Source organism: Citrobacter werkmanii (assembly GCF_008693645.1).
GTDB lineage: Bacteria > Pseudomonadota > Gammaproteobacteria > Enterobacterales > Enterobacteriaceae > Citrobacter > Citrobacter werkmanii.
In genome coordinates, this window is sequence record NZ_CP044101.1 from 4,108,239 (window position 1) to 4,131,562 (window position 23,324).

At 53.1% G+C, this 23,324-nt stretch carries 17 protein-coding genes; 4 read left to right on the forward strand and 13 right to left on the reverse strand.

What is annotated here, in order from left to right; translation table 11 throughout:
• Positions 1–20: 20 nt before the first annotated feature.
• The 5 genes from eno to rlmD all read right to left on the reverse strand — a co-directional run bounded on the left by eno (position 21) and on the right by rlmD (position 7,806).
• Positions 21–1,319 (reverse strand): phosphopyruvate hydratase, encoded by a 1,299-nt coding sequence (gene eno / locus FOB24_RS20270; protein ID WP_003034129.1) that lies wholly within the window; start codon positions 1,317–1,319, stop codon positions 21–23.
• 86 nt (positions 1,320–1,405) lie between these two features.
• A complete protein-coding gene (pyrG, locus tag FOB24_RS20275; RefSeq protein WP_005130912.1) occupies positions 1,406–3,043 on the reverse strand; it encodes a glutamine hydrolyzing CTP synthase in 1,638 nt (545 codons plus the stop codon).
• Between the two features lie 224 nt (positions 3,044–3,267).
• A complete protein-coding gene (mazG, locus tag FOB24_RS20280; protein ID WP_085048930.1) occupies positions 3,268–4,059 on the reverse strand; it encodes a nucleoside triphosphate pyrophosphohydrolase in 792 nt (263 codons plus the stop codon).
• Positions 4,060–4,172: 113 nt separating this feature from the next.
• Positions 4,173–6,407, reverse strand: coding sequence for a GTP diphosphokinase (relA, locus tag FOB24_RS20285; RefSeq protein ID WP_042310708.1), 2,235 nt, complete (start codon positions 6,405–6,407; stop codon positions 4,173–4,175).
• Between the two features lie 100 nt (positions 6,408–6,507).
• A complete protein-coding gene (rlmD, locus tag FOB24_RS20290; protein ID WP_150345387.1) occupies positions 6,508–7,806 on the reverse strand; it encodes a 23S rRNA (uracil(1939)-C(5))-methyltransferase RlmD in 1,299 nt (432 codons plus the stop codon).
• Positions 7,807–7,863: 57 nt separating this feature from the next.
• Here rlmD and barA point away from each other — a divergent pair, with 57 nt between their 5' ends.
• Positions 7,864–10,620 (forward strand): two-component sensor histidine kinase BarA, encoded by a 2,757-nt coding sequence (gene barA / locus FOB24_RS20295; protein ID WP_038633206.1) that lies wholly within the window; start codon positions 7,864–7,866, stop codon positions 10,618–10,620.
• A gap of 43 nt (positions 10,621–10,663) precedes the next feature.
• Here barA and FOB24_RS20300 read toward each other — a convergent pair whose 3' ends face one another.
• The 8 genes from FOB24_RS20300 to syd all read right to left on the reverse strand — a co-directional run bounded on the left by FOB24_RS20300 (position 10,664) and on the right by syd (position 19,048).
• Positions 10,664–11,806 (reverse strand): glycerate kinase, encoded by a 1,143-nt coding sequence (locus FOB24_RS20300; RefSeq protein ID WP_085048816.1) that lies wholly within the window; start codon positions 11,804–11,806, stop codon positions 10,664–10,666.
• Positions 11,807–11,888: 82 nt separating this feature from the next.
• Complete coding sequence (gene gudD / locus FOB24_RS20305) at positions 11,889–13,229, reverse strand: glucarate dehydratase (protein WP_042310713.1); 1,341 nt, start codon at positions 13,227–13,229, stop codon at positions 11,889–11,891.
• A 20-nt stretch (positions 13,230–13,249) separates the two neighbouring features.
• The gene (locus tag FOB24_RS20310) at positions 13,250–14,590 is read right to left on the reverse strand and encodes an enolase C-terminal domain-like protein (protein WP_038633213.1); all 1,341 of its coding nucleotides are present in this window, start codon (positions 14,588–14,590) and stop codon (positions 13,250–13,252) included.
• Between the two features lie 2 nt (positions 14,591–14,592).
• Complete coding sequence (gene gudP / locus FOB24_RS20315) at positions 14,593–15,945, reverse strand: galactarate/glucarate/glycerate transporter GudP (RefSeq protein ID WP_061382367.1); 1,353 nt, start codon at positions 15,943–15,945, stop codon at positions 14,593–14,595.
• Positions 15,946–16,289: 344 nt separating this feature from the next.
• Positions 16,290–16,739 carry a flavodoxin gene (locus FOB24_RS20325; protein WP_038633219.1) on the reverse strand — a complete coding sequence of 150 codons (450 nt, stop codon included), beginning with the start codon at positions 16,737–16,739 and terminating at the stop codon, positions 16,290–16,292.
• A gap of 19 nt (positions 16,740–16,758) precedes the next feature.
• The gene (gene truC, locus FOB24_RS20330; protein WP_042310721.1) at positions 16,759–17,541 is read right to left on the reverse strand and encodes a tRNA pseudouridine(65) synthase TruC; all 783 of its coding nucleotides are present in this window, start codon (positions 17,539–17,541) and stop codon (positions 16,759–16,761) included.
• Entirely contained in the window at positions 17,541–17,870 is a 330-nt protein-coding gene (locus tag FOB24_RS20335; protein WP_087856945.1) for a YqcC family protein, read from the reverse strand. Before FOB24_RS20335 ends, truC begins: the two co-directional genes overlap by 1 nt.
• A gap of 632 nt (positions 17,871–18,502) precedes the next feature.
• Positions 18,503–19,048, reverse strand: a complete 546-nt coding sequence (syd, locus tag FOB24_RS20345) for a SecY-interacting protein (RefSeq protein ID WP_038633227.1) — start codon at positions 19,046–19,048, stop codon at positions 18,503–18,505.
• Between the two features lie 68 nt (positions 19,049–19,116).
• Between syd and queF the strand changes: the two genes are divergently transcribed.
• From queF to FOB24_RS20360, 3 genes are all read left to right on the forward strand, one after another.
• Entirely contained in the window at positions 19,117–19,965 is an 849-nt protein-coding gene (queF, locus tag FOB24_RS20350) for an NADPH-dependent 7-cyano-7-deazaguanine reductase QueF (protein ID WP_038633229.1), read from the forward strand.
• Between the two features lie 113 nt (positions 19,966–20,078).
• Positions 20,079–21,443: a nucleotide 5'-monophosphate nucleosidase PpnN gene (gene ppnN / locus FOB24_RS20355; RefSeq protein ID WP_038633231.1), complete on the forward strand. Its 1,365-nt coding sequence runs from the start codon at positions 20,079–20,081 to the stop codon at positions 21,441–21,443.
• 562 nt (positions 21,444–22,005) lie between these two features.
• Positions 22,006–23,295 carry an HAAAP family serine/threonine permease gene (locus FOB24_RS20360; protein WP_006687002.1) on the forward strand — a complete coding sequence of 430 codons (1,290 nt, stop codon included), beginning with the start codon at positions 22,006–22,008 and terminating at the stop codon, positions 23,293–23,295.
• Positions 23,296–23,324: the final 29 nt, after the last annotated feature.

Genomic DNA, 23,324 nt, shown 5'->3' on the forward strand with positions numbered 1-23,324 from the left:
TTAAGAGTTAAAGAACAGGATTACGCCTGACCTTTGATCTCTTTACGACCGTTGTACGGAGCTTGTTCGCCCAGCGCTTCTTCGATACGAATCAGCTGGTTGTACTTAGCTACGCGGTCAGAACGGCTCATAGAACCGGTTTTGATCTGGCCTGCAGCGGTACCAACAGCCAGGTCAGCGATGGTAGCGTCTTCAGTTTCGCCAGAACGGTGAGAGATGACAGCGGTGTAGCCAGCGTCTTTCGCCATTTTGATCGCAGCCAGAGTTTCGGTCAGAGAACCGATCTGGTTGAATTTGATCAGGATGGAGTTAACGATGCCTTTTTCGATGCCTTCTTTCAGGATTTTGGTGTTGGTTACGAACAGATCGTCACCAACCAGCTGGATTTTGTCGCCCAGAACTTTAGTCTGGTATGCGAAACCATCCCAGTCAGACTCGTCCAGGCCATCTTCGATGGACACGATCGGGTACTGTTTGGTCAGTTCTTCCAGGAAGTGGGTGAATTCTTCGGAGGTGAACGCTTTGTTGCCTTCGCCAGCCAGAACGTATTTACCGTCTTTGTAGAATTCAGAAGCTGCACAGTCCATCGCCAGAGTGATGTCTTTGCCCAGCTCGTAGCCAGCTGCTTTAACCGCTTCAGCGATTACAGCCAGAGCTTCAGCGTTGGAGCCCAGGTTCGGCGCGTAGCCGCCTTCGTCACCAACTGCAGTGTTCATACCTTTAGCTTTCAGAACTTTAGCCAGGTTGTGGAACACTTCAGAACCCATACGTACGGCTTCTTTCAGAGTCTTAGCGCCAACCGGCTGAATCATGAACTCCTGGATGTCGACGTTGTTGTCAGCGTGCTCACCACCGTTGATGATGTTCATCATCGGAACCGGCATGGAGTATTTGCCCGGAGTACCGTTCAGTTCAGCGATGTGCGCATACAGCGGCAGGCCTTTAGCAGCAGCTGCTGCTTTGGCGTTCGCCAGGGACACAGCCAGGATGGCGTTTGCACCGAAGTTGGATTTGTTTTCAGTACCGTCCAGATCGATCATGATCTTGTCGATGCCAGCCTGATCTTTAGCATCTTTACCCAGCAGAGCCTGAGCAATTGGGCCGTTAACAGCTGCAACAGCTTTCAGTACGCCTTTACCCATGAAACGGGATTTGTCGCCATCGCGCAGTTCCAGTGCTTCGCGGGAACCAGTAGAAGCACCTGACGGAGCTGCTGCCATACCAACGAAACCACCTTCCAGGTGTACTTCGGCTTCAACAGTCGGGTTACCACGGGAGTCGATGATTTCACGACCGATGATTTTAACGATTTTGGACATTAGGTTTTCCTCAGTACAAGTTAAACTAAAACTCCAGACAAACAATGCACCCGAATGGGTGCATTGCCGTTCTAACTTTTTACTTCTTACTTCGCCTGACGCTTCTGATGTTCACTGGCGGCTTTCACAAAGCCGGCAAACAGCGGGTGCCCATCACGTGGCGTGGAAGTAAATTCCGGGTGGAACTGACAGGCCACGAACCACGGATGATTCGGTACCTCGATGATCTCGACCAACTGATCATCACCGGAACGGCCTGCAACACGCAGACCAGCAGCTTCAATCTGTTTCAACAGCATATTGTTGACTTCGTAGCGGTGACGGTGGCGTTCAACGATTGTCGGCGTGCCGTACAGTTGACGGACCAGGCTTTCATCGCTCAGCTGACACTGCTGCGCGCCAAGACGCATGGTGCCACCCAGATCGCTCTTCTCGGTACGGACTTCGACGTTGCCGTCTTCGTCACGCCATTCGGTAATCAGAGCCACCACCGGGTACTTACAGTCTGGCACAAATTCCGTGGAGTTGGCGTTGTCCATACCCACTACGTTACGCGCAAACTCAATCAACGCAACCTGCATACCCAGGCAAATGCCCAGATAAGGAATATTGTTCTCACGCGCAAAGCGCGCCGTCGCGATTTTACCTTCAACACCACGGTAGCCAAAGCCGCCAGGGATCAGGATAGCATCAAGACCTTTCAGGATCTCAACGCCGCGCGTTTCGACATCCTGCGAATCGATCAGCTTGATGTTGACGGTGACACGATTCTTCAGACCACCGTGTTTCAGCGCTTCAATCACTGACTTATAGGCGTCCGGCAGTTCAATGTACTTGCCGACCATACCGATAGTCACTTCACCTGCCGGATTCGCTTCTTCGTAGATAACCTGCTCCCATTCTGACAGATTAGCTTCCGGACAGTTCAAGCTGAATCGTTTACAAATATAATCGTCAAGGCCCTGGGATTTCAACAGGCCCGGAATTTTATAGATGGAATCGACATCTTTCAGAGAAATCACCGCTTTTTCCGGAACGTTACAGAACAATGCAATTTTCGCACGTTCATTCGCCGGAACTGCGCGATCGGAGCGGCAGATCAGGATATCTGGCTGAATACCGATAGAAAGCAGCTCTTTTACAGAGTGCTGAGTCGGTTTCGTTTTGACTTCACCTGCCGCCGCCATGTACGGAACCAGCGTCAGATGCATAAACAGCGTGTGCTCACGGCCAATTTCTACGGCCATCTGGCGAATCGCTTCAAGGAACGGCAGAGATTCGATATCCCCAACGGTTCCGCCGATTTCGACCAGAACAACATCATGACCTTCACCGCCTTCCAGAACGCGCTCTTTAATTGCGTTGGTGATATGCGGGATAACCTGAACAGTAGCACCCAGATAGTCGCCACGGCGTTCTTTACGCAGAACGTCAGAGTAGATACGCCCCGTGGTGAAGTTGTTGCGGCGGCTCATTTTCGTACGGATGAAGCGCTCATAGTGACCCAGGTCCAGGTCGGTTTCAGCGCCGTCTTCGGTAACGAACACTTCCCCGTGTTGGATTGGGCTCATAGTACCCGGATCGACGTTGATGTACGGATCCAGTTTCATCATGGTCACGTTGAGGCCACGGGCTTCAAGAATGGCTGCGAGGGAGGCTGCGGCAATGCCTTTTCCCAGAGAGGATACGACCCCGCCGGTCACAAAAATATAGTTCGTTGTCATGCTGGACCTGAGAAGTTAGGGTGAAACGATGGAATTACCAAGACGGGAAAGTAGTATACCCGAACATGACGAGCGCCACAAACTTTCATTATCCCTCCTCTTCACCAGGCTCACATTAACATCGGGAGTGAGAAAATAGCCCCTTTGGGGTAAATGTTTTTGACGTAAATCAAGCGCTTGTTATTTAAAAAATCACACAAAACGCCCTTGACCGACGAAATCCCTTAGAGATCAATTTCCTGCCGTTTTACCTGTTGCCAGACTTCTTCCATCGTTTCCAGATCAACACCCGTCATTTCCAGACCACGAGCAGCGACAATTCGCTCAACTTCACGAAAACGTCGTTCAAATTTCTCGTTCGCTTTTTGTAACGCAGTCTCGGCTTTTGTCCCCAGATGACGAGCCATGTTGACTGTGGCAAACAGCAGATCGCCCATTTCCTCCTCCAGTTTAGCCTGGTCGACAACAGCCTGCTTTGCCTCAAACATGACTTCGTCGATCTCTTCATAAACCTTGTCGACAACCGGTCCTAATGTTTTCCAATCGAAGCCAACATTAGAGCAGCGTTTCTGGATTTTCTGGGCGCGCATTAACGCCGGTAAACTGCGGGGAATATCGTCGAGTGCGGAATGCTGTGCTTTCCCGGCGCGTTCTTCGCTTTTAATTTGCTCCCAGCGGGTTAGCACTTCTGTACTGTTGCTGGCAGAAACATCAGCGAATACATGCGGATGCCGGCGTTCAAGCTTATCGCTGATGGCGGCGCAGATATCATTGAAATCAAAACGGCCTTCTTCCTGCGCCATCTGGGCATAAAACACCACCTGGAACAACAGGTCGCCGAGCTCTCCGCGCAGATCGTCGAAGTCTTCACGCGCAATCGCATCCAGTACTTCATAGGTTTCTTCGAGAGTGTAAGGGGCAATAGTGGCGAATGTCTGCTCTTTATCCCACGGACAGCCGTTTTCCGGGTCGCGCAAGCGCTGCATAATACCGAGCAGTCGATCGATTTGGTTCATGTGAAAATCCTGAAATTTCAATATGGTAGGCCGGATAAGGCGATAGCCGACATCCGGCAACATGGCAATGCCTGATGGCAACGCTAACGCGTTTTATCCGGCCTACAAAATAATTAATTACCGTGCAACCGCCGCGCGTCGATCACATCCGGCACCTGGTTCAGCTTGCCAAGCACGCGTCCGAGCACCTGCAGGTTATAGATTTCGATGGTCATATCGATGGTGGCCAACTGTTGTTTGGTATCGCTCCGGCTGGCAACCCCCAGCACGTTCACTTTCTCGTTGGCAAGAATGGTGGTGATATCACGCAATAAACCGCTGCGATCGTTGGCCTGTACGCGAACCACCAGCGAATATCCCGCCGAGTAGCTTTCGCCCCAAACCGCATCAACAATCCGCTCCGGCGCATGCGAACGCAGCTCTGCCAACTGTTCGCAATCGGCCCGGTGCACGGAAATACCGCGCCCCTGGGTGATAAACCCAACGATTTCATCGCCAGGAATCGGCTGGCAGCAGCGCGCGATGTGGTGCATCAGGTTACCGACCCCTTCCACCACGACGCGACCATCGTCTTTACGGCGACTCTGCGGCGCCTGGGTTTTCTGCTGAAGCTGTTTCAGCGCGGCTGCATCCTGCTCGGCAGCGCTGGGCTTATTAAACTGCGCCTGCAGGAAGTTCACCATCTGGTTGAGACGGATGTCTCCTCCGCCAATCGCCGCCAGCAGTTCATCCAGTTCATTGAAGCTGTAGCGCGGCAGCAGATGTTTTTCCGCCTCTTTCAGGCTAATGCCCAGGTGCGCAAGCTCATCGTCGAGGATCTGGCGGCCCGCAAGGATGTTTTTGTCACGATCCTGTTTACGGAACCAGGCGTGGATCTTCGAGCGACCACGGCTGGTGGTCACATAGCCAAGGTTAGGGTTCAACCAGTCACGGCTTGGGTTTGGCTGTTTCTGGGTGATAATTTCAATTTGATCGCCCATCTGTAACTGGTAGGTAAACGGTACGATGCGCCCACCAATTTTCGCGCCAATACAACGATGCCCTACATCACTGTGAATGTGATAAGCAAAGTCCAGCGGCGTGGAGCCTGCAGGTAAGTCAACAACGTCACCTTTTGGCGTAAAGACGTAAACCCGGTCATCGAAGACCTGGCTGCGCACTTCATCCAGCATTTCGCCGGAATCCGCCATCTCTTCCTGCCAGGCGATCAGCTTACGCAGCCACGCAATGCGGTCTTCATGCCCAGAACGCGCCGCGCCTGACGCAGTCCCTTCTTTGTACTTCCAGTGCGCCGCCACGCCCAGTTCGGCATCTTCATGCATCTGTTTAGTGCGGATCTGGATTTCAATGGTTTTTCCACCCGGCCCCAACACAACCGTATGGATCGACTGGTAGCCGTTGGGTTTCGGATTAGCGACGTAATCATCGAACTCATCCGGCAGATGGCGATAGTGAGTATGTACTATCCCGAGCGCGGCATAGCAGTCCTGTAGACGCTCCGCCACGATGCGCACCGCGCGCACATCGAACAGTTCATCGAAGGCTAACTGCTTTTTCTGCATTTTACGCCAGATGCTGTAGATATGCTTCGGACGCCCGTACACTTCGGCTTTGACGCCTTCCGTTTTCATTTCTGAGCGCAGATGACCAACGAACTCTTCAATATAGTGTTCGCGATCGATGCGACGCTCGTGCAGCAGCTTAGCAATGCGTTTGTATTCGGCCGGGTGCAGGTAGCGGAAGCAGTAATCTTCCAGCTCCCATTTTAATTGTCCGATGCCCAAACGGTTGGCCAGCGGCGCATAGATATTGGTGCACTCTTTTGCCGCCAGAACGCGTTCATCTTCCGGTGCGTCTTTCACTTCACGCAGATGCGCGATCCTCTCCGCCAGCTTGATGACCACGCAGCGGAAATCATCCACCATTGCCAGCAGCATACGGCGGACGTTATCGACCTGCTCGGAAGAGACTGAATCGGTATGCGTGGCTTTCAGCTGGCGTATCGCCGCCATATCGCGCACGCCATGGATAAGATGCACAATGGATTTACCCACGCTTTCGCGCAGGATGTCCTCACTGACCACGTTGGCATCCGCCAGAGGAAATAGCATTGCCGCACGCAGCGTGTCGATATCCATGCTCAACATAGAGAGTATTTCTACCATCTCCACGCCACGCCATAGCAGCAAATCCGCATCAGGATGTCCCTGTGTTTGCTGCTGGCAGTACGCCCAGGTTTCGGCTAAGCGTTCACACGACTGCTGGCTGGAGATTCCCAGACTCGCGATCCATTTCTTGGGATCAAACTCACCAGCTTTATTTATATGTGCACTTCTTACCGCAACCATTGTCCTCTCCTTTAGGGGCCAGGCCTGTCGAAGTCGACAAGCCATACCCATTGTCTTTCATGCTGCATTACAACCCGAAATCCAATGGGTACAAATTTCATTACAAACGCTCAAACAGGACCATCGATTCCAGGTGTCCAGTGTGCGGGAACATATCGAGCATTGCCAGTCGCCGTATGGCATATCCCGCGTTGAGCAAAGCGTCGCTGTCACGAGCCAGCGTTGCTGGGTTACAGGATACATAAACAACGCGACCAGGGCTTAATTTTATAATATGTTGCATCACACCGGCAGCCCCCGCACGCGCAGGATCGAGCAATACTTTGTCGAATCCGTTTTTCGCCCACGGCTGCTGGGTAACATCCTCCTCAAGGTTTTCATGAAAGAATGTCACGTTGTGTAATCCGTTATTCAGCGCGTTTTCCCGGGCTTTTTCGACCAGCGCCGGTACTCCTTCAACCCCCACCACGCTTGCTGCCCGCACAGCCAGCGGCAGAGTAAAATTCCCCATACCGCAGAACAGATCGAGCACGCGATCTTCAGGTCGCACATCCAGCCATTCCAGCGCACAGGCGACCATTTTTTGGTTTACCCCTGCATTGACCTGAATAAAATCACGCGGGCTGAAGCTTAACCGTAGTCCATTTGAGTCATACCAGGGCGATTCTTCTGATACTGATTCCAGTATCTCGCTTTGCGGGGCCAGAAACAAAGACAGCCCCTGAGAATGCGAAAAGCATTCCAGTTTTTCTTTATCCGCAGCACTTAATGGCGCCGTGTGGCGCAAAATCATCAACGCGCCGCTCCCTGCCTGCACCAGCTCAACATGACCGAGATGACGTAACCCTTGCAAACTCTCCAGACACGCCCTGATGTGGGGCAACAGCACTTCAAGTTGGGGCACCAGAATAGGGCATTGTTTGACATCAATAATGTCGCTGGAACCGGATTTGCGAAAACCCATCTGCAATTTTTGTTCTTTTGACCGATAGTTCAGGCTCAAACGTGCGCGACGACGATAGCCCCACGGGGTATCAGCGATAACATCCGACACTTCACATTTCATTAAACGCGCTAACGCCGCGCTTTTGCTACGCTGCTGCAACGGGATGCTGGCGTGCTGCTGCTGGCAACCGCCACAGACGCCAAAATGCGGGCAACGTGGCACTTCACGTTGTGGACTGTCATTTAAACGTCGTTTTACTTGCGCGCGGGCGAACTGTTTTTTATCTTCGGTAATCACCACCTCTGCGCTTTCCTGGGGTAGCAATTCCGGTATAAACAACGCCTTTCCGTTATGGCGAGCGACACCCTGACCAAAAGGATCGAGGTCATTGACGGTAACGGTTATGATCTGACGCGTCGTCACGCGTCGTTTTGCAGAGTAGAATTGCGCCATCGACGAGATATTTCTCTATTTAACAGTGTGACCCTAATTGTCCCATAACGGAACTCCATGACCAACTACAGCCTGCGCGCACGCATGATGATTCTGATCCTGGCCCCGACCGTCCTGATTGGTTTGCTGCTCAGTATCTTTTTTGTTGTGCATCGCTATAACGACTTGCAGCGTCAACTGGAAGATGCCGGCGCCAGTATCATAGAGCCACTGGCGGTCTCCAGCGAATATGGCATGAACCTGCAAAACAGGGAATCCATCGGCCAGCTCATCAGCGTGCTGCATCGCCGCCATTCCGATATCGTGCGGGCAATTTCTGTCTATGACGAGAATAACCGGCTGTTTGTCACCTCCAATTTTCATCTCGATCCGTCTGAAATGCAGCTGGCGACCGGTTCACCGTTTCCCCGTAAGCTGAGCGTCACCCGGCTCGGGGATATCATGATCCTGCGAACGCCAATTATATCGGAAAGCTATTCGCCGGATGAATCTGCCATAAGCGACGCCAAAAATACGCAAAATATGCTGGGGTATGTAGCGCTTGAACTGGACCTCAAGTCGGTTCGACTGCAGCAATATAAAGAGATCTTTATCTCCAGCGTAATGATGCTGTTTTGTATTGGTATTGCGTTAATTTTCGGCTGGCGTCTGATGCGCGACGTAACCGGCCCGATTCGCAACATGGTGAATACCGTTGACCGTATACGTAGAGGGCAGCTCGACAGCCGCGTGGAAGGTTTCATGCTGGGCGAGCTGGATATGCTCAAAAACGGTATCAACTCGATGGCGATGTCTCTTGCAGCCTACCATGAAGAGATGCAGCACAATATCGATCAGGCGACTTCCGACCTGCGTGAAACCCTGGAGCAGATGGAAATTCAGAACGTCGAACTGGATCTGGCGAAAAAACGCGCACAGGAGGCGGCCCGAATTAAGTCTGAGTTTCTGGCTAACATGTCGCACGAGCTACGCACCCCGCTGAATGGCGTGATTGGCTTTACGCGCCTGACGCTGAAAACCGAGCTTAACACCACGCAACGCGATCACCTGAATACGATTGAGCGATCGGCCAACAATCTGCTGGCCATCATCAATGATGTGCTCGATTTCTCCAAACTGGAAGCGGGCAAGCTCATTCTGGAAAGCATTCCGTTCCCGCTACGCAGCACGCTGGATGACGTCGTCACGCTGTTAGCGCACTCGTCCCATGATAAAGGGCTTGAGCTGACGCTGAATATTAAGAATGATGTGCCGGACAACGTCATCGGCGACCCGCTGCGCTTACAGCAGGTCATTACCAATCTGGTCGGCAATGCCATCAAATTTACCGAAGGCGGTAATATCGACATTCTGGTCGAGAAACGCGCCCTCAGTAACACGAAAGTGCAAATTGAAGTGCAAATCCGTGATACCGGCATCGGAATCCCTGAGCGCGATCAGTCACGCCTGTTCCAGGCCTTCCGTCAGGCGGACGCTAGTATTTCCCGCCGCCACGGCGGTACCGGACTGGGTCTGGTCATTACGCAAAAACTGGTCAACGAAATGGGCGGGGATATCTCCTTCCATAGCCAGCCGAACCGCGGATCCACCTTCTGGTTTCATATTAGTCTCGATCTCAACCCTAACGTTCTCATCGATCGCTCGACAACCCGGTGCCTTGCTGGTAAACGACTGGCTTATGTCGAACCTAACGCCACTGCCGCGCAATGCACGTTAGATATATTAAGTGAAACGCCGCTGGAGGTGATTTACAGCCCTTCATTCTCCGGGCTGCCGAAGGATCACTACGATATTCTGCTGATTGGCATTCCGGTCACTTTGCGCGAACCGCTCACCATGCAACATGAGCGGCTGGCAAGCGCAGCGGCGATGACCGATTTCCTGTTATTAGCCCTGCCCTGTCACGCACAGATTAACGCCGAGAAATTGAAACAAGGCGGCGCGGCGGCGTGTCTGCTGAAGCCTCTCACCTCAACCCGACTGCTGCCTGCGCTGACAGAGTATTGCCAGTTGAACTACAGCGCGGATCAGCCATTGCCAGATGAAAGCAAAATCGCCATGACCGTTATGGCGGTGGACGACAACCCGGCGAACCTCAAGCTGATTGGCGCACTGCTGGAAGATAAGGTACAGCACGTCGTACTCTGCGACAGCGGGCACCAGGCGGTGGATCGCGCCAAACAGATGCCGTTTGATCTGATCCTGATGGATATTCAGATGCCCGACATGGACGGTATTCGCGCCTGCGAACTGATCCACCAGTTGCCTCATCAACAACAGACGCCAGTTATAGCGGTCACCGCGCATGCGATGGCCGGGCAAAAAGAGAAGCTGCTCAGCGCCGGGATGAATGATTACCTGGCGAAGCCTATCGAAGAAGATAAGCTGCACAATCTCCTGTTACGCTACAAACCCGGCGCGGCCACATCGCTTAGGGCGCTCGCGGTTGAACCTCCGGAGCCGGTCGTCAATCCGAATACCACGCTCGACTGGCAACTGGCATTAAGACAAGCCGCAGGGAAAAACGATCTGGCGCGGGATATGCTGCAAATGCTGCTCGATTTTCTACCCGAGGTGCGCAACAAAATTGAAGAACAACTGGTAGGCGAAAACCCTGAAGGGCTGGTGGATATGATTCATAAGCTGCACGGTAGTTGCGGCTATAGCGGCGTCCCGCGCATGAAAAACCTGTGCCAGCTCATTGAGCAACAATTACGTAGCGGGACCAAAGAAGAAGAGCTGGAGCCTGAGTTTTTAGAGCTGCTGGATGAAATGGACAACGTTGCCCGCGAAGCGAAGAAGTTGTTGGGCTGATATTCGCCGGATGGCGGCGCGACCGCCTTATCCGGCCTGTAACTCAGCGTAACTGTTGCCCCGCTTTCAGCGTCGCAGCCACGTTGCGCGCGGTCATGCGTACGTTCTCATTCGCATTCTTCAGCGCCTCATCCAGCGAACAAATGGTATAGATGACGCTGAAAACCGCATCCAGCCCATGCTGGTGCACAACACCGACATCCGCCGTCAGGCTACCGGCAATGCCGATCACCGGTTTGTTGTAACGCTTTGCGATCTTCGCCACGCCAACCGGAACCTTACCGTGAATAGTCTGGCTGTCGATACGCCCTTCACCTGTCACCACTAAGTCTGCATCCGCAACGCAGGCATCCAGGCGTAACGCATCCGTCACGATCTCAATACCGCGGCGTAGCTGTGCGCCGCAAAACGCATACAGCGCCGCCCCCATACCGCCAGCAGCGCCACCGCCGGCCAGCTCCAGCACATTGACGTCCAGATCGCGCGCGATCAGTTGCGCATAGTGCGTAAGCGCCCGATCAAGACGCGGAATCATCTCCGCCGTCGCCCCCTTTTGTGGGCCAAAGACCACTGAGGCTCCTTCTTTACCGGTCAACGGGTTAGTGACGTCGCAGGCCACTTCGATACGACATCCGGCAAGACGCGGGTCTAACTGCGAGATATCAATCCGGGTGAGCGATTCCAGGCCCATCGCGCCATGAGCAATATCTTCATCTTGCGCATCCAGCAACCTTGCGCCCAGCGCCTGCACCATACCAGCACCGCCATCATTGGTGGCGCTACCGCCAATCCCGATGATGATATGCTCCACGCCCGCATCCAGCGCATGCCGAATTAGCTCCCCAGTTCCCCAGGAGGTGGTTTTCAGCGGATCGCGTAAATTAGCAGGAACCTGCTCCAGCCCGCTGGCGGCTGCCATTTCAATAAACGCCGTGCGCTCATCGCCGGATAAACCATAAAAAGCCTGAATTGTATTGCCCAAAGGGCCGGTAACATCAACATGCACAAGGTGGCCTTGCGTAGCGGCAACCATCGCTTCGACCGTTCCCTCACCGCCATCTGCGACCGGGATCTTCACGTAATCCGCCTCAGGCCAGATCTCACGGAATCCCAGTTCAATCGCCGTTGCGACTTCAAGCGCACTCAAACTTTCCTTATAGGAATCCGGTGCGATCACTATTTTCATAAAGCATCCTTACGCATGTTGACTGTGTTAAGCATACACCAGGAGGAAAACCGCTCCATTCATGGGAGCGGTCCCAGTTCGCTTAGCGTACCATGCACGGGCGCTTATTATCAAATGTCCAGTTGGGGATCAGATACTGCATTCCCATCGCATCATCACGTGCACCCAGTCCATGTTGCTGATACAGCTCATGCGCTTTCATCACCTGATCCATATCCAGCTCCACGCCCAGGCCCGGTTTCGCCGGAACCTGCACCATACCGCCCTTGATTGCAAAAGGTTCTTTGGTCAGTCGCTGGTTACCTTCCTGCCAGATCCAATGGGTATCGATAGCGGTAATTTTCCCAGGCGCCGCCGCCGCGACATGAGTAAACATCGCCAGCGAAATATCAAAGTGGTTGTTAGAGTGCGAGCCCCAGGTCAGCCCGAACTCATGGCACATCTGCGCCACGCGAACAGAACCCTGCATCGTCCAGAAGTGCGGATCCGCCAGCGGGATATCCACGGACTGCAACGACAGGGTATGCCCCATCTGACGCCAGTCGGTAGCGATCATATTGGTCGCCGTCGGCAGCCCGGTAGCTCGACGGAATTCCGCCATCACTTCACGACCGGAGAAGCCCTGCTCTGCGCCGCACGGATCTTCCGCATAAGCCAGCGATCCTTTCAGGTACTTACCAATTTTAATCGCTTCATTCAGCGACCATGCGCCGTTGGGATCGAGCGTGACGCGCGCCTGTGGAAAGCGTTTCGCCAGCGCCACAATAGATTCCGCTTCTTCTTCCCCGGCCAGTACGCCGCCTTTCAGTTTGAAGTCGTTGAAACCATATTTCTCATACGCTGCTTCCGCCAGACGCACTACCGCATCCGGGGTCATCGCCTCTTCATGACGCAGGCGATACCAGTCGCATTTTTCATCCGGTTGGCTTTGATACGGCAGCGGCGTCGCTTTACGGTTACCAACGAAGAACAGATAGCCAAGCATTTCGACTTCGCTACGCTGCTGACCATCGCCCAGCAGAGATGCGACGTTGACGCCCAGATGCTGACCTAACAGATCCAACATCGCCGCTTCGATCCCGGTAACCACATGAATAGTGGTACGTAAATCGAAAGTCTGCAAACCACGGCCACCGGCATCACGATCGGCAAACGTATTACGTACCGCGTTCAGTACGTTTTTATACTCACCCAGCGTTTTACCCACCACCAGCGGAATGGCATCTTCCAGGGTCTGACGAATTTTTTCGCCGCCAGGAATTTCCCCTACCCCGGTATGACCAGAGTTATCTTTAATAATCACAATATTACGTGTAAAGAACGGGGCATGGGCACCGCTCAGGTTCATCAGCATGCTGTCATGGCCCGCAACCGGGATCACCTGCATAGAGGTCACGACGGGGGTAGTAAATTGTGCGCTCATATTTAAATCCTTATTCAAAATTAGTGGCGGCCGAAAACGGGACGTTTACGGTCAAAAGTCCATCCGGGAATCAGGTACTGCATCGGGCCTGCGTCATTACGCGCGCCGCCGGGCAGCGCCTTATAGGCCTCATGGGCTTTCTGTATCTGCTCCCAGTCCAGCTCCACGCCCAGACCGGGCGCATCGGGTACCGCAATTTTTCCGTTTTTAATCTCCAGCGGATTTTTGGTCAGACGGCAATCGCCCTCCTGCCAGATCCAGTGGGTGTCGATAGCCGTCGGGTTGCCCGGTGCCGCGGCGCCAACGTGGGTAAACATCGCCAACGAAATATCAAAATGGTTGTTGGAATGGCAGCCCCAGGTCAGGCCCCAGTCATCGCATAACTGTGCCACGCGCACCGCGCCGGAAAGGGTCCAGAAGTGCGGATCGGCCAGCGGAATATCTACTGAATTCAGCATCACCGCATGCCCCATTTCACGCCAGTTGGTGGCGATCATATTGGTCGCCACCGGCAGACCGGTCGCACGGCGGAACTCGGCCATCACTTCGCGGCCTGAAAAACCCTGTTCGGCACCGCACGGATCTTCAGCATAAGTCAGAACATCGTTCAGCCCTTTACACAGGGAAATGGCTTCATCCAGCAGCCAGGCCCCGTTGGGATCAACCGTAATACGCGCCTCCGGGAAGCGTTTTTTCAGCGCACGAGCGGTGTCGATTTCTTGCTCGCCGGGCAGTACGCCCCCCTTGAGTTTGAAATCTTTAAAGCCGTAGCGATCTTGCGAAGCCTCTGCCAGGCGCACCACCGCTTCACTGTTCATCGCTTGCTGGTGACGCAGGTGATACCACTCATGGTGGCCCGGCGTGCTCTCCAGATACGGCAGATCGGTTTTGCTGCGATCGCCGACATAGAACAGATAGCCGAGCACAGTGACCGCATCGCGCTGCTTGCCTGGCCCTAACAGTTCACAAACCGGAACGTTCAGCGCCTTGCCCAGCAGATCGAGCAATGCGGCTTCAAGCGCGGCCACCGCATTAACCCGCAGTTCAAAGGTCCAGGCGCCTTTGCCGAAAGTGTCAAAGTCAGCGGCCTGGTTGCCTTTATGCACCTGCTGAACCACTTTATTCAGACGCGCGACTTCCTGTCCCAACACCTGTGGGATTGCATCCACCAGCGTCTGATAAATCACTTCACCGCCCGGCGCTTCACCAACCCCGGTATTGCCGGCGTTATCGGTGAGCACCACGATATTGCGGGTAAAATATGCGTTATGCGCACCGCCAATATTGAGCAGCATGCTGTCATGCCCGGCCACCGGGATGACCTTCATATCGGTAATAACGGGACTCGATTGTGTTGTCATCGTCATTGTCCTGCGACAGGTTTCAATTCAATACGTTTAATATCCCCCACCAGCACCAGATAACTGACGACAGCAATCAGCGCATGTACCCCTACGTAAATCAACGCGCCGTTAAACGAGCCGGTAGTGCCCACAATGTAGCCAATGGCAATTGGCGTGACGATGCCGGAAATGTTGCCAAACATATTGAACAGGCCGCCGCTCAGACCGCTGATCTCTTTTGGCGCGGTATCGGCCATCACCGCCCATCCCAACGCGCCGATGCCTTTGCCGAAGAAGGCCAGCGCCATAAAGCCGATGATCATCCACTCGACGTTGACGTAGTTACAGAACACCATCACCATCGATAACAGCATCCCCATGACGATTGGCGTTTTACGCGCGATATTCAGCGAACCGGTACGGCGCATCAGCCAGTCGGAAATAATGCCGCCGAGCACGCCGCCCGCAAATCCGCAAATGGCCGGGACCGAGGCAACAAAGCCGGCTTTCAGAATGGACATACCGCGCGCCTGCACCAGATAAACCGGGAACCAGGTGATAAAGAAGTAGGTCAGCGCATTAATGCAGTATTGGCCAATATAAATACCGATCATCATTCGCGAACCCAGCAGTTGTTTGATCTGCCCCCACTTCACGCTGAACGGTACTTTAGCTTTGGCTGCCGCCTGATCCATATTGATCAGCGCCCCGCCTTCGGCAATGTACTCCAGCTCTTTTTGGTTTACGCCCGGATGCTGGTTCGGTTCATGAATCACCTTCAACCAGATAAAGCTGATAACAATTCCGAGACCGCCCATAAAGAAGAACACGTGTGACCAACCCACTTCATGAGTCAGCCAACCCATGATTGGCGCGAAGATAACGGTGGCAAAGTATTGCGCCGAGTTAAAGATAGCGACCGCCGTGCCCCTTTCCTGCGCCGGGAACCACGCCGCCACAATACGACTGTTGCCGGGGAAAGAGGGGGCTTCGGCTAACCCTACGAGGAAGCGCAGGGTAAACAGCGCGACGATAATACCGAAGCCGCTAAAGATATCGACGAAGCCCTGCAGCAGGGTAAACATGGACCAGATAAAAATGGACCAGAAATAAACACGTTTGGAGCCGAAGCGATCGAGCAGCCAGCCGCCGGGGATCTGGCCGATGACATACGCCCATGAGAAAGCGGAGAATACATACCCCATGCCTACCGCATCCAGGCCAATGTCTTTGGCCATCTCCGAACCGGCAATGGATAAGGTGGCGCGATCGCCGTAGTTGAAGGATGTGACGATAAACAGCATCACCACTATCCAGTAGCGAGCGTTAGTGCGTTTTTCCGCGCTGCTCGCCGCCTGACTTAATGAACTCATTGTTGCACTCCTGAATCCTGGCTTGCGCCAGTTCATTCTGTACAGCACCTGTAGGGTGATCAGAATGAGAGGTTAGTGTGTGGCAGTTTTGGTACAGCTCAGGGCCGTTTTATTCTGACTCGCTGCCATTCCGGGAACTGACGGGAAAAGTATATGAAGGAGTGCCACTTCCCCTCACCGTGCATGAACACAACATTAGGGAGGCAGTGAGAAGTTGTTTGGGGCATAAGCCCAAAGCAATGGAAGTTAGTTCACGTAATTGGGGTTTTATTGCCGGGTGTCGGCTTCGCCTGACCCGGCCTACGGTTTTCTAATGGGGGTTGTATGCCCGTGCGGGCGAAGGATTATTTAAGCAAGGTGCCCCAGTTTTCTACCCAGGGATTAGATTCGCTTTCCGGTTCAGGATGCTCGCTGGCATCAATCAGCAGCATTTCACCTACGCGCTGCGCGCTTTGTTCCTGTAACAGCGCATCGAACTGCTTGCCGCCATTGCAAAAATTAACGTAGCTGCTGTCGCCAAGCGCAATGACGCCATAACGCAGATTCGGCTGGAAACCAAGACTATCTTTGATTCCCTGAAACAGCGGTACGATGCTATCCGGCAGATCGCCCTGCCCGGTCGTTGAGGTTACCACCAATGCATATTTATCCTGATATGCCTGCCAGTCGGTAAGCTCCGGGTCTTCAAATACCGTGGCTTTATGGCCCTGCGCAGTTAAAATCGCCTCGGCCTCTTCGGCAACCAGCAGCGCGTTTCCATACATCGTGCCGACAAAAATTCCAATTTCCGCCATAACCTTTATCTCCAGGGACTTAAGAATCTATCTGTTCATCCTGACCTGACAGCCCGCTGAACTCAACCCTTTCATTCTCCGGGAGAAGTCCACGCCAGCCAAACTGTGACAGCGCCTGCATCCAGACCTCATCCAGCCCGGCGCGAATAACCAACGGCTCGCCAGTGAAAGGATGAGTCAGCTCAAGCTGACTGGCATGCAGCATCAAGCGCTGACAGCCGAAATGCTCTGCGGCGCTGCGGTTTTGCCGTAAATCACCATGCTTGCTGTCGCCAATAATCGGATGGCGCAAGTGAGCCAAATGGCGTCTGAGCTGGTGCTTACGACCGGTCTGAGGCTCCAGTTCCACCAGCCCGTAACGGGTGGTGGGATAGCGCCCGGTCGCCACCGGCATTTCAACCGTCGCCAGACCGCGATAATGGGTGACCGCAGGCTGCGGCTCTTTATCCTCGCGGGCAAATTTATCGGCTATCTTATCCAGCTCTTCCACCAGCGGGTAATCCAGCACGGCGTCGTCCATCAGCCAGCCACGCACAATCGCATGATAGCGTTTCTGCATTTGATGATGTTCAAACTGCTGAGACAGCAACCGCCCGGCTTCGCTGGACAGCCCCATCAGCAGCACGCCGGAGGTCGGTCTGTCGAGCCGGTGGGCGGTAAACACGTGCTGACCAATCTGGTCGCGCACCGTTTGCATCACCACCACTTTCTCATCGCGGTCGAGCCAACTGCGGTGAACCAGCCAACCAGAAGGTTTATTGACCGCAACCAGCCATTCGTCCTGATAGAGGATCTCCAGCATCAGGCATTATCACTTGTAAATAGCGCATCCAGTTCCTGCAATGCCGTCAGGAGAATGTCGCGTTGCGGGTGATCGGCCGTCAGTGCCATTTCGTAATACGGTGCGATGGCAAAAGCCTGCGGCAACGGCTGCGCATTATCAAGCAGCGTATGCATACGGGGAATCAACACCCACTGCAGCCATTCGACCGGCTCCATGGTATCCATACAAAAAGGCTGCGTGCTGGCAAACAGATGCTCTGCTGGCTCGTCCATCCGCCAGTGATGATGTTCACGCAGTAGCGCTTCAAGCGCGCGTAACTGCTGGCGCACACGGTCATGAGTCGTCATGAAATTAACCTCAATGATGAAAAATCTGGCGCGAAGAATAGCATTAGTGAAGAGGAAATAAAAAAAGGGAGCACTGTAAAAACAGTGCTCCCGGTTCGTTTCGCAGCATTCCAGCTACTTTTGGTGCTCCCTGCTCATCCGTGACAACTTTTCCTGTGGTCTTGCGACCTTGTTCATCCTGAACTTTTGCATCCTGCTCACACCACCCCGATGTGAAAACTTCATCCTGAAGCGTCCTGGCCATCCTGACCCGCCGAACATCCTGACCGGCTCTCATTCTCCATCCTGGAGGTGTCCTTTAACGCATCCCGCGCTTTCCTCTTTGCTTCATCCTGAAGCCTGTCCTTGCAACACCATCCTGGTGTGTCCTGCCGAAGAGCCATCATCCTGATGTTCACTTCGTTGTGCGACTCCTTGTCGACAGATATAGAATCGCCTGTTTCGCTTTGTCTTACAAGATACCTACAGACATACCCTTAAGATAATTTTCATATGAAAGTTGACAATAAAATATTAACAGATTGAATTATAAGTAATTATTAGTTTTTCAATTCATTAAGTCTTCACTTATTACCTGGCAATGTCCTACAGGGTTTGTAAGAGATATCTCACACGATTGAGGGCAAACTGGATTACAGAACTGGCTTAAGTTGAGTGAGGAATTCCGCAAGCGAGGCCGCCAGCACCGTTCGTTGACGGGTTCCCAGCGTTTCTTTGCACACTTCACCGGACAGATTGCACACCGAGATGACATCAAGTTCGTTGTCCTGCGTGGCAATAAAAAGCGTAGGCGAGAGCTTGAGTCGCTTTTGCGTAACCAGGTGACCAATCAGGTTTTCCTGGACGCGCCTGAAGTCATCCTCACTCCAGGTTTGCAGCAACGTCAGCTTTTCATTCGCAAACTGCGCGTGCATATCCCCGGCAAACTGGGTGGTGTAAAAAGCATGAACGGCAGGTTGTATCACAATGTCAAAGGCACGTTCAACCGCATTGACGTTTTTTTCACCGACAAAAGGCTGAGGTTGCCAGTAAACCGCATCGTTAGTGGAAGAAATGATGCATGGTGAAGGTACGCCATACAGCTCTTCGCTGAGCGGCCAGCTGTTGTTTTTGTCATGCCACGCGTCGCAATAACGCGTCGTAAAGGCTGTCAACGCCTGCGCTGTCAATTCGTCCACTGATTTCTCTCTTCACAAAAGCCAGGATACACTTGTCGCATAGTGTATCTGGTTTATGACGGTGAAACATGTCTTCTTATGAAAATCATCGGGCGCTTGACGGCCTGACTCTCGGTAAATCAACGGATTACCGGGACAATTACGATGCCAGTTTGTTGCAGGGCGTTCCGCGCAGCCTCAACCGCGACCCGCTGGATTTAAAGGCCGATAATTTGCCTTTCCACGGTGCCGACATCTGGACGCTGTATGAACTGTCATGGCTGAATGCTAACGGCTTACCGCAGGTTGCGGTCGGTCATGTGGAGCTGGATTACACCAGCGTAAATCTGATTGAATCGAAAAGCTTTAAGCTGTACCTGAACAGTTTTAACCAGACGCGTTTTGACTCCTGGGAGGCGGTACGCCAGACGCTGGAAAACGATCTGCGCGCCTGCGCTCAGGGCGATGTCAGCGTGGCGCTATACCGCCTTGACGAACTGGAAGGACAACCGATCGCCCACTTTAACGGCACCTGTATCGATAATCAGGATATCGTCATTGATAACTACCAGTTCAGCACTGAATATCTGGAAAATGCCGTGAGCGGCGAAAAAGCGGTGGAAGAGACGCTGGTCAGCCATCTGCTGAAATCCAACTGTCTGATCACCCACCAGCCCGACTGGGGCTCCATACAAATTCAGTATCGCGGACGCAAAATCGACCGGGAGAAGCTGCTGCGTTATCTGGTCTCCTTCCGCCACCATAATGAATTTCACGAGCAGTGCGTGGAGCGTATTTTCAATGACATTCTGCGCTTCTGCCAGCCGGAGAAACTGAGCGTCTACGCGCGCTACACGCGGCGTGGCGGTCTGGACATTAACCCATGGCGCACCAATACCGATTTCACGCCAGCTACGGGCCGACTGGTACGTCAGTAATCTTTTTTCTCAATTTTGCGTGTCGGATTCCGCGCGCAAGGTTGTGAAAGGCCATCAGCCAGGGCTATTGTAACTACCAGGGAATGACGTTTTGCGTCCCATAAGGAGTCTACTTGATTACACATATTAGCCCACTTGGCTCAATGGACATGTTGTCGCAGTTGGAAGTCGAATTACTTAAACGCACGGCCAGCAGCGACCTGTATCAACTGTTTCGTAACTGTTCACTTGCCGTTCTGAACTCCGGTAGTCTGACCGACAACAGCAAAGAACTGCTGTCCCGCTTTGAAAATTTCGATATTAACGTGCTGCGCCGCGAACGGGGCGTGAAGCTGGAGCTGATTAACCCGCCTGAAGATGCGTTTGTTGATGGGCGCATCATTCGTGCGCTGCAGGCCAACCTGTTTGCCGTGCTGCGCGACATTCTGTTCGTCAATGCTCAGATCCATAACGCGGGTCGTTTTCAGCATCTGGATCTCGAAAGTTCAGTGCATATTACCAACCTGGTGTTCTCGATCCTGCGTAACGCCCGGGCGCTACATGTCGGTGAAGCGCCGAACATGGTCGTCTGCTGGGGCGGTCACTCAATCAACGAAAATGAATACCTGTATGCGCGTCGCGTCGGCACCCAGTTGGGCCTGCGTGAGTTGAACATCTGTACCGGCTGCGGTCCGGGAGCAATGGAAGCGCCAATGAAAGGCGCAGCGGTCGGTCACGCCCAGCAGCGTTACAAAGACAGCCGCTTTATTGGTATGACTGAACCGTCAATCATCGCCGCTGAGCCGCCTAACCCGCTGGTTAACGAACTGATCATCATGCCGGACATTGAAAAACGTCTGGAAGCGTTCGTGCGCATCGCCCACGGTATTATCATCTTCCCGGGTGGCGTCGGGACTGCGGAAGAGCTGTTGTATCTGCTGGGGATCCTGATGAACCCGGCTAATAAAGATCAGGTGCTACCGCTGATTTTGACCGGACCAAAAGAGAGCGCCGATTACTTCCGCGTGCTGGACGAGTTTATCGTGCACACGCTGGGGGAAGATGCCCGCCGACACTATCGCATTATCATTGACGATGCGGCGGAAGTTGCACGCTTGATGAAAAAAGCGATGCCGTTGGTAAAAGAGAACCGTCGCGACACCGGAGACGCCTACAGCTTTAACTGGTCGATTCGTATCGCACCTGATTTACAGATGCCGTTCGAGCCGTCCCATGAAAACATGGCTAACCTGAAACTGTATCCGGATCAACCCGTTGAAGTTCTGGCGGCCGACCTGCGTCGTGCATTCTCGGGTATTGTGGCCGGTAACGTGAAGGAAGTCGGCATTCGCGCCATCGAAGAGTTTGGCCCGTACAAAATCCACGGTGACCGCGAAATGATGCGCCGCATGGACGATCTCCTGCAGGGGTTCGTTGCGCAGCATCGTATGAAGTTGCCAGGCTCCGCGTACATCCCTTGCTACGAGATCTGCGCCTGACCTTCAACACCCGATAGCAGACGCTATCGGGGTGACAGTTTTGTCCATATCAAAGCCGGGTTTGGCGCAGTCGCCTCCCGGCTTTTTTTAGTGATACCAGTCACATAGCTCAGACGATTATATAAATACCAATGATATGTCGTTAAAAATCACGCGCCACGCAAACGATTACCTCCAAAAACCAACCGTTATTTATCTCAGGAAATTATTATTAGTCGCCAAAATCCTCTAAAAACAACAGTTTTTACAGCGCAACGCTCGTATCTTCGCGCCTTCGCTTTCATGAGATATGTCGTTAATGTTAGCCTCTGCGCCCGTAAATTCGCTTTGACTATTTTTTAACAGATTAATGGTCCAAATTTATCCACATAAAAGGTGGATTATTGCATTTGGGATCGCGATCACTGATACATTCATTACTAAAATGTATCTTTCCGCCCGCAAATTATTACGGCGAAAAATTATATAAAAAATCGCTCAACGAATTTCGATTTACAGTCGGGTTCTTTCTCATTGGATTGACCCCAAACCCGACTTTTTAAGCTTCCTCCAGGAGAAATAGATGGAAAACACTCAAACCAGCACTATCGTTACGGGCCAGACCCGCAGCGCATGGCGCAAGACGGATACCATGTGGATGCTGGGCCTTTACGGCACGGCGATTGGCGCGGGTGTATTGTTCCTGCCGATTAACGCAGGTGTAGGCGGTATGATCCCGCTGATCATCATGGCAATCCTTGCCTTCCCAATGACCTTCTTTGCGCACCGTGGCCTGACCCGCTTCGTGTTGTCCGGTAAAAACCCGGGTGAAGACATTACTGAAGTTGTAGAAGAACACTTTGGCGTTGGCGCAGGTAAACTGATTACCCTGCTCTACTTCTTCGCAATCTACCCGATTCTGTTGGTTTACAGCGTAGCAATCACCAATACCGTTGAAAGCTTCCTGACCCACCAGCTGGCGATTACTCCGCCGCCGCGTGCCATCCTGTCTCTGATCCTGATTGTCGGCATGATGACCATCGTGCGCTTCGGTGAGCAGATGATCGTGAAGGCGATGAGCATCCTGGTATTCCCGTTTGTTGCTGCCCTGATGCTGCTGGCTCTGTACCTGATCCCTCAGTGGAGCGGCGCGGCGCTGGAAACACTCTCTTTTGACTCTGCGGCTTCTACCGGCAACGGTCTGTGGATGACTCTGTGGCTGGCGATTCCGGTAATGGTGTTCTCCTTCAACCACTCTCCGATCATCTCCTCCTTCGCCGTGGCGAAGCGTGAAGAGTACGGTGATGACGCTGAGAAGAAATGCTCCAAAATCCTGGCATTCGCTCACATCATGATGGTACTGACCGTTATGTTCTTCGTTTTCAGCTGCGTACTGAGCCTGACCCCGGCGGATCTGGCTGCAGCGAAAGAGCAGAACATCTCTATCCTGTCTTACCTGGCGAACCACTTCAACGCGCCGATTATCGCCTGGATGGCGCCAATCATCGCGATGATCGCTATTACCAAATCCTTCCTCGGCCACTACCTGGGCGCACGTGAAGGTTTCAACGGTATGGTGATTAAGTCTCTGCGCGGCAAAGGCAAAACCATCGAAATCAACAAACTGAACAAAATCACTGCGCTGTTCATGCTGGTAACCACCTGGATTGTGGCGACGCTGAACCCAAGCATCCTCGGTATGATTGAGACCCTGGGCGGCCCAATCATCGCGATGATTCTGTTCCTGATGCCGATGTATGCCATTCAGAAAGTACCGGCAATGCGTAAATACAGCGGCCATATCAGCAACGTCTTCGTTGTAATTATGGGCCTGATCGCTATCTCCGCAATTTCCTACTCTCTGTTCAGTTAATTCCCCTGCGCCGCTCCCCGGGGCGGCGC

Excerpts from the sequence above, each read along its gene's own strand:
- barA (WP_038633206.1), top strand. The coding sequence starts at position 7,864 with ATGACCAACTACAGCCTGCGCGCACGCATGATGATTCTGATCCTGGCC.
- FOB24_RS20325 (WP_038633219.1), bottom strand. The coding sequence starts at position 16,739 with ATGGCGGAAATTGGAATTTTTGTCGGCACGATGTATGGAAACGCGCTG.
- FOB24_RS20360 (WP_006687002.1), top strand. The coding sequence starts at position 22,006 with ATGGAAAACACTCAAACCAGCACTATCGTTACGGGCCAGACCCGCAGC.
- mazG (WP_085048930.1), bottom strand. The coding sequence starts at position 4,059 with ATGAACCAAATCGATCGACTGCTCGGTATTATGCAGCGCTTGCGCGAC.
- FOB24_RS20310 (WP_038633213.1), bottom strand. The coding sequence starts at position 14,590 with ATGACAACACAATCGAGTCCCGTTATTACCGATATGAAGGTCATCCCG.
- gudD (WP_042310713.1), bottom strand. The coding sequence starts at position 13,229 with ATGAGCGCACAATTTACTACCCCCGTCGTGACCTCTATGCAGGTGATC.
- queF (WP_038633229.1), top strand. The coding sequence starts at position 19,117 with ATGTCTTCTTATGAAAATCATCGGGCGCTTGACGGCCTGACTCTCGGT.
- eno (WP_003034129.1), bottom strand. The coding sequence starts at position 1,319 with ATGTCCAAAATCGTTAAAATCATCGGTCGTGAAATCATCGACTCCCGT.
- pyrG (WP_005130912.1), bottom strand. The coding sequence starts at position 3,043 with ATGACAACGAACTATATTTTTGTGACCGGCGGGGTCGTATCCTCTCTG.
- FOB24_RS20335 (WP_087856945.1), bottom strand. The coding sequence starts at position 17,870 with ATGACGACTCATGACCGTGTGCGCCAGCAGTTACGCGCGCTTGAAGCG.
- gudP (WP_061382367.1), bottom strand. The coding sequence starts at position 15,945 with ATGAGTTCATTAAGTCAGGCGGCGAGCAGCGCGGAAAAACGCACTAAC.
- FOB24_RS20300 (WP_085048816.1), bottom strand. The coding sequence starts at position 11,806 with ATGAAAATAGTGATCGCACCGGATTCCTATAAGGAAAGTTTGAGTGCG.
- rlmD (WP_150345387.1), bottom strand. The coding sequence starts at position 7,806 with ATGGCGCAATTCTACTCTGCAAAACGACGCGTGACGACGCGTCAGATC.
- relA (WP_042310708.1), bottom strand. The coding sequence starts at position 6,407 with ATGGTTGCGGTAAGAAGTGCACATATAAATAAAGCTGGTGAGTTTGAT.
- truC (WP_042310721.1), bottom strand. The coding sequence starts at position 17,541 with ATGCTGGAGATCCTCTATCAGGACGAATGGCTGGTTGCGGTCAATAAA.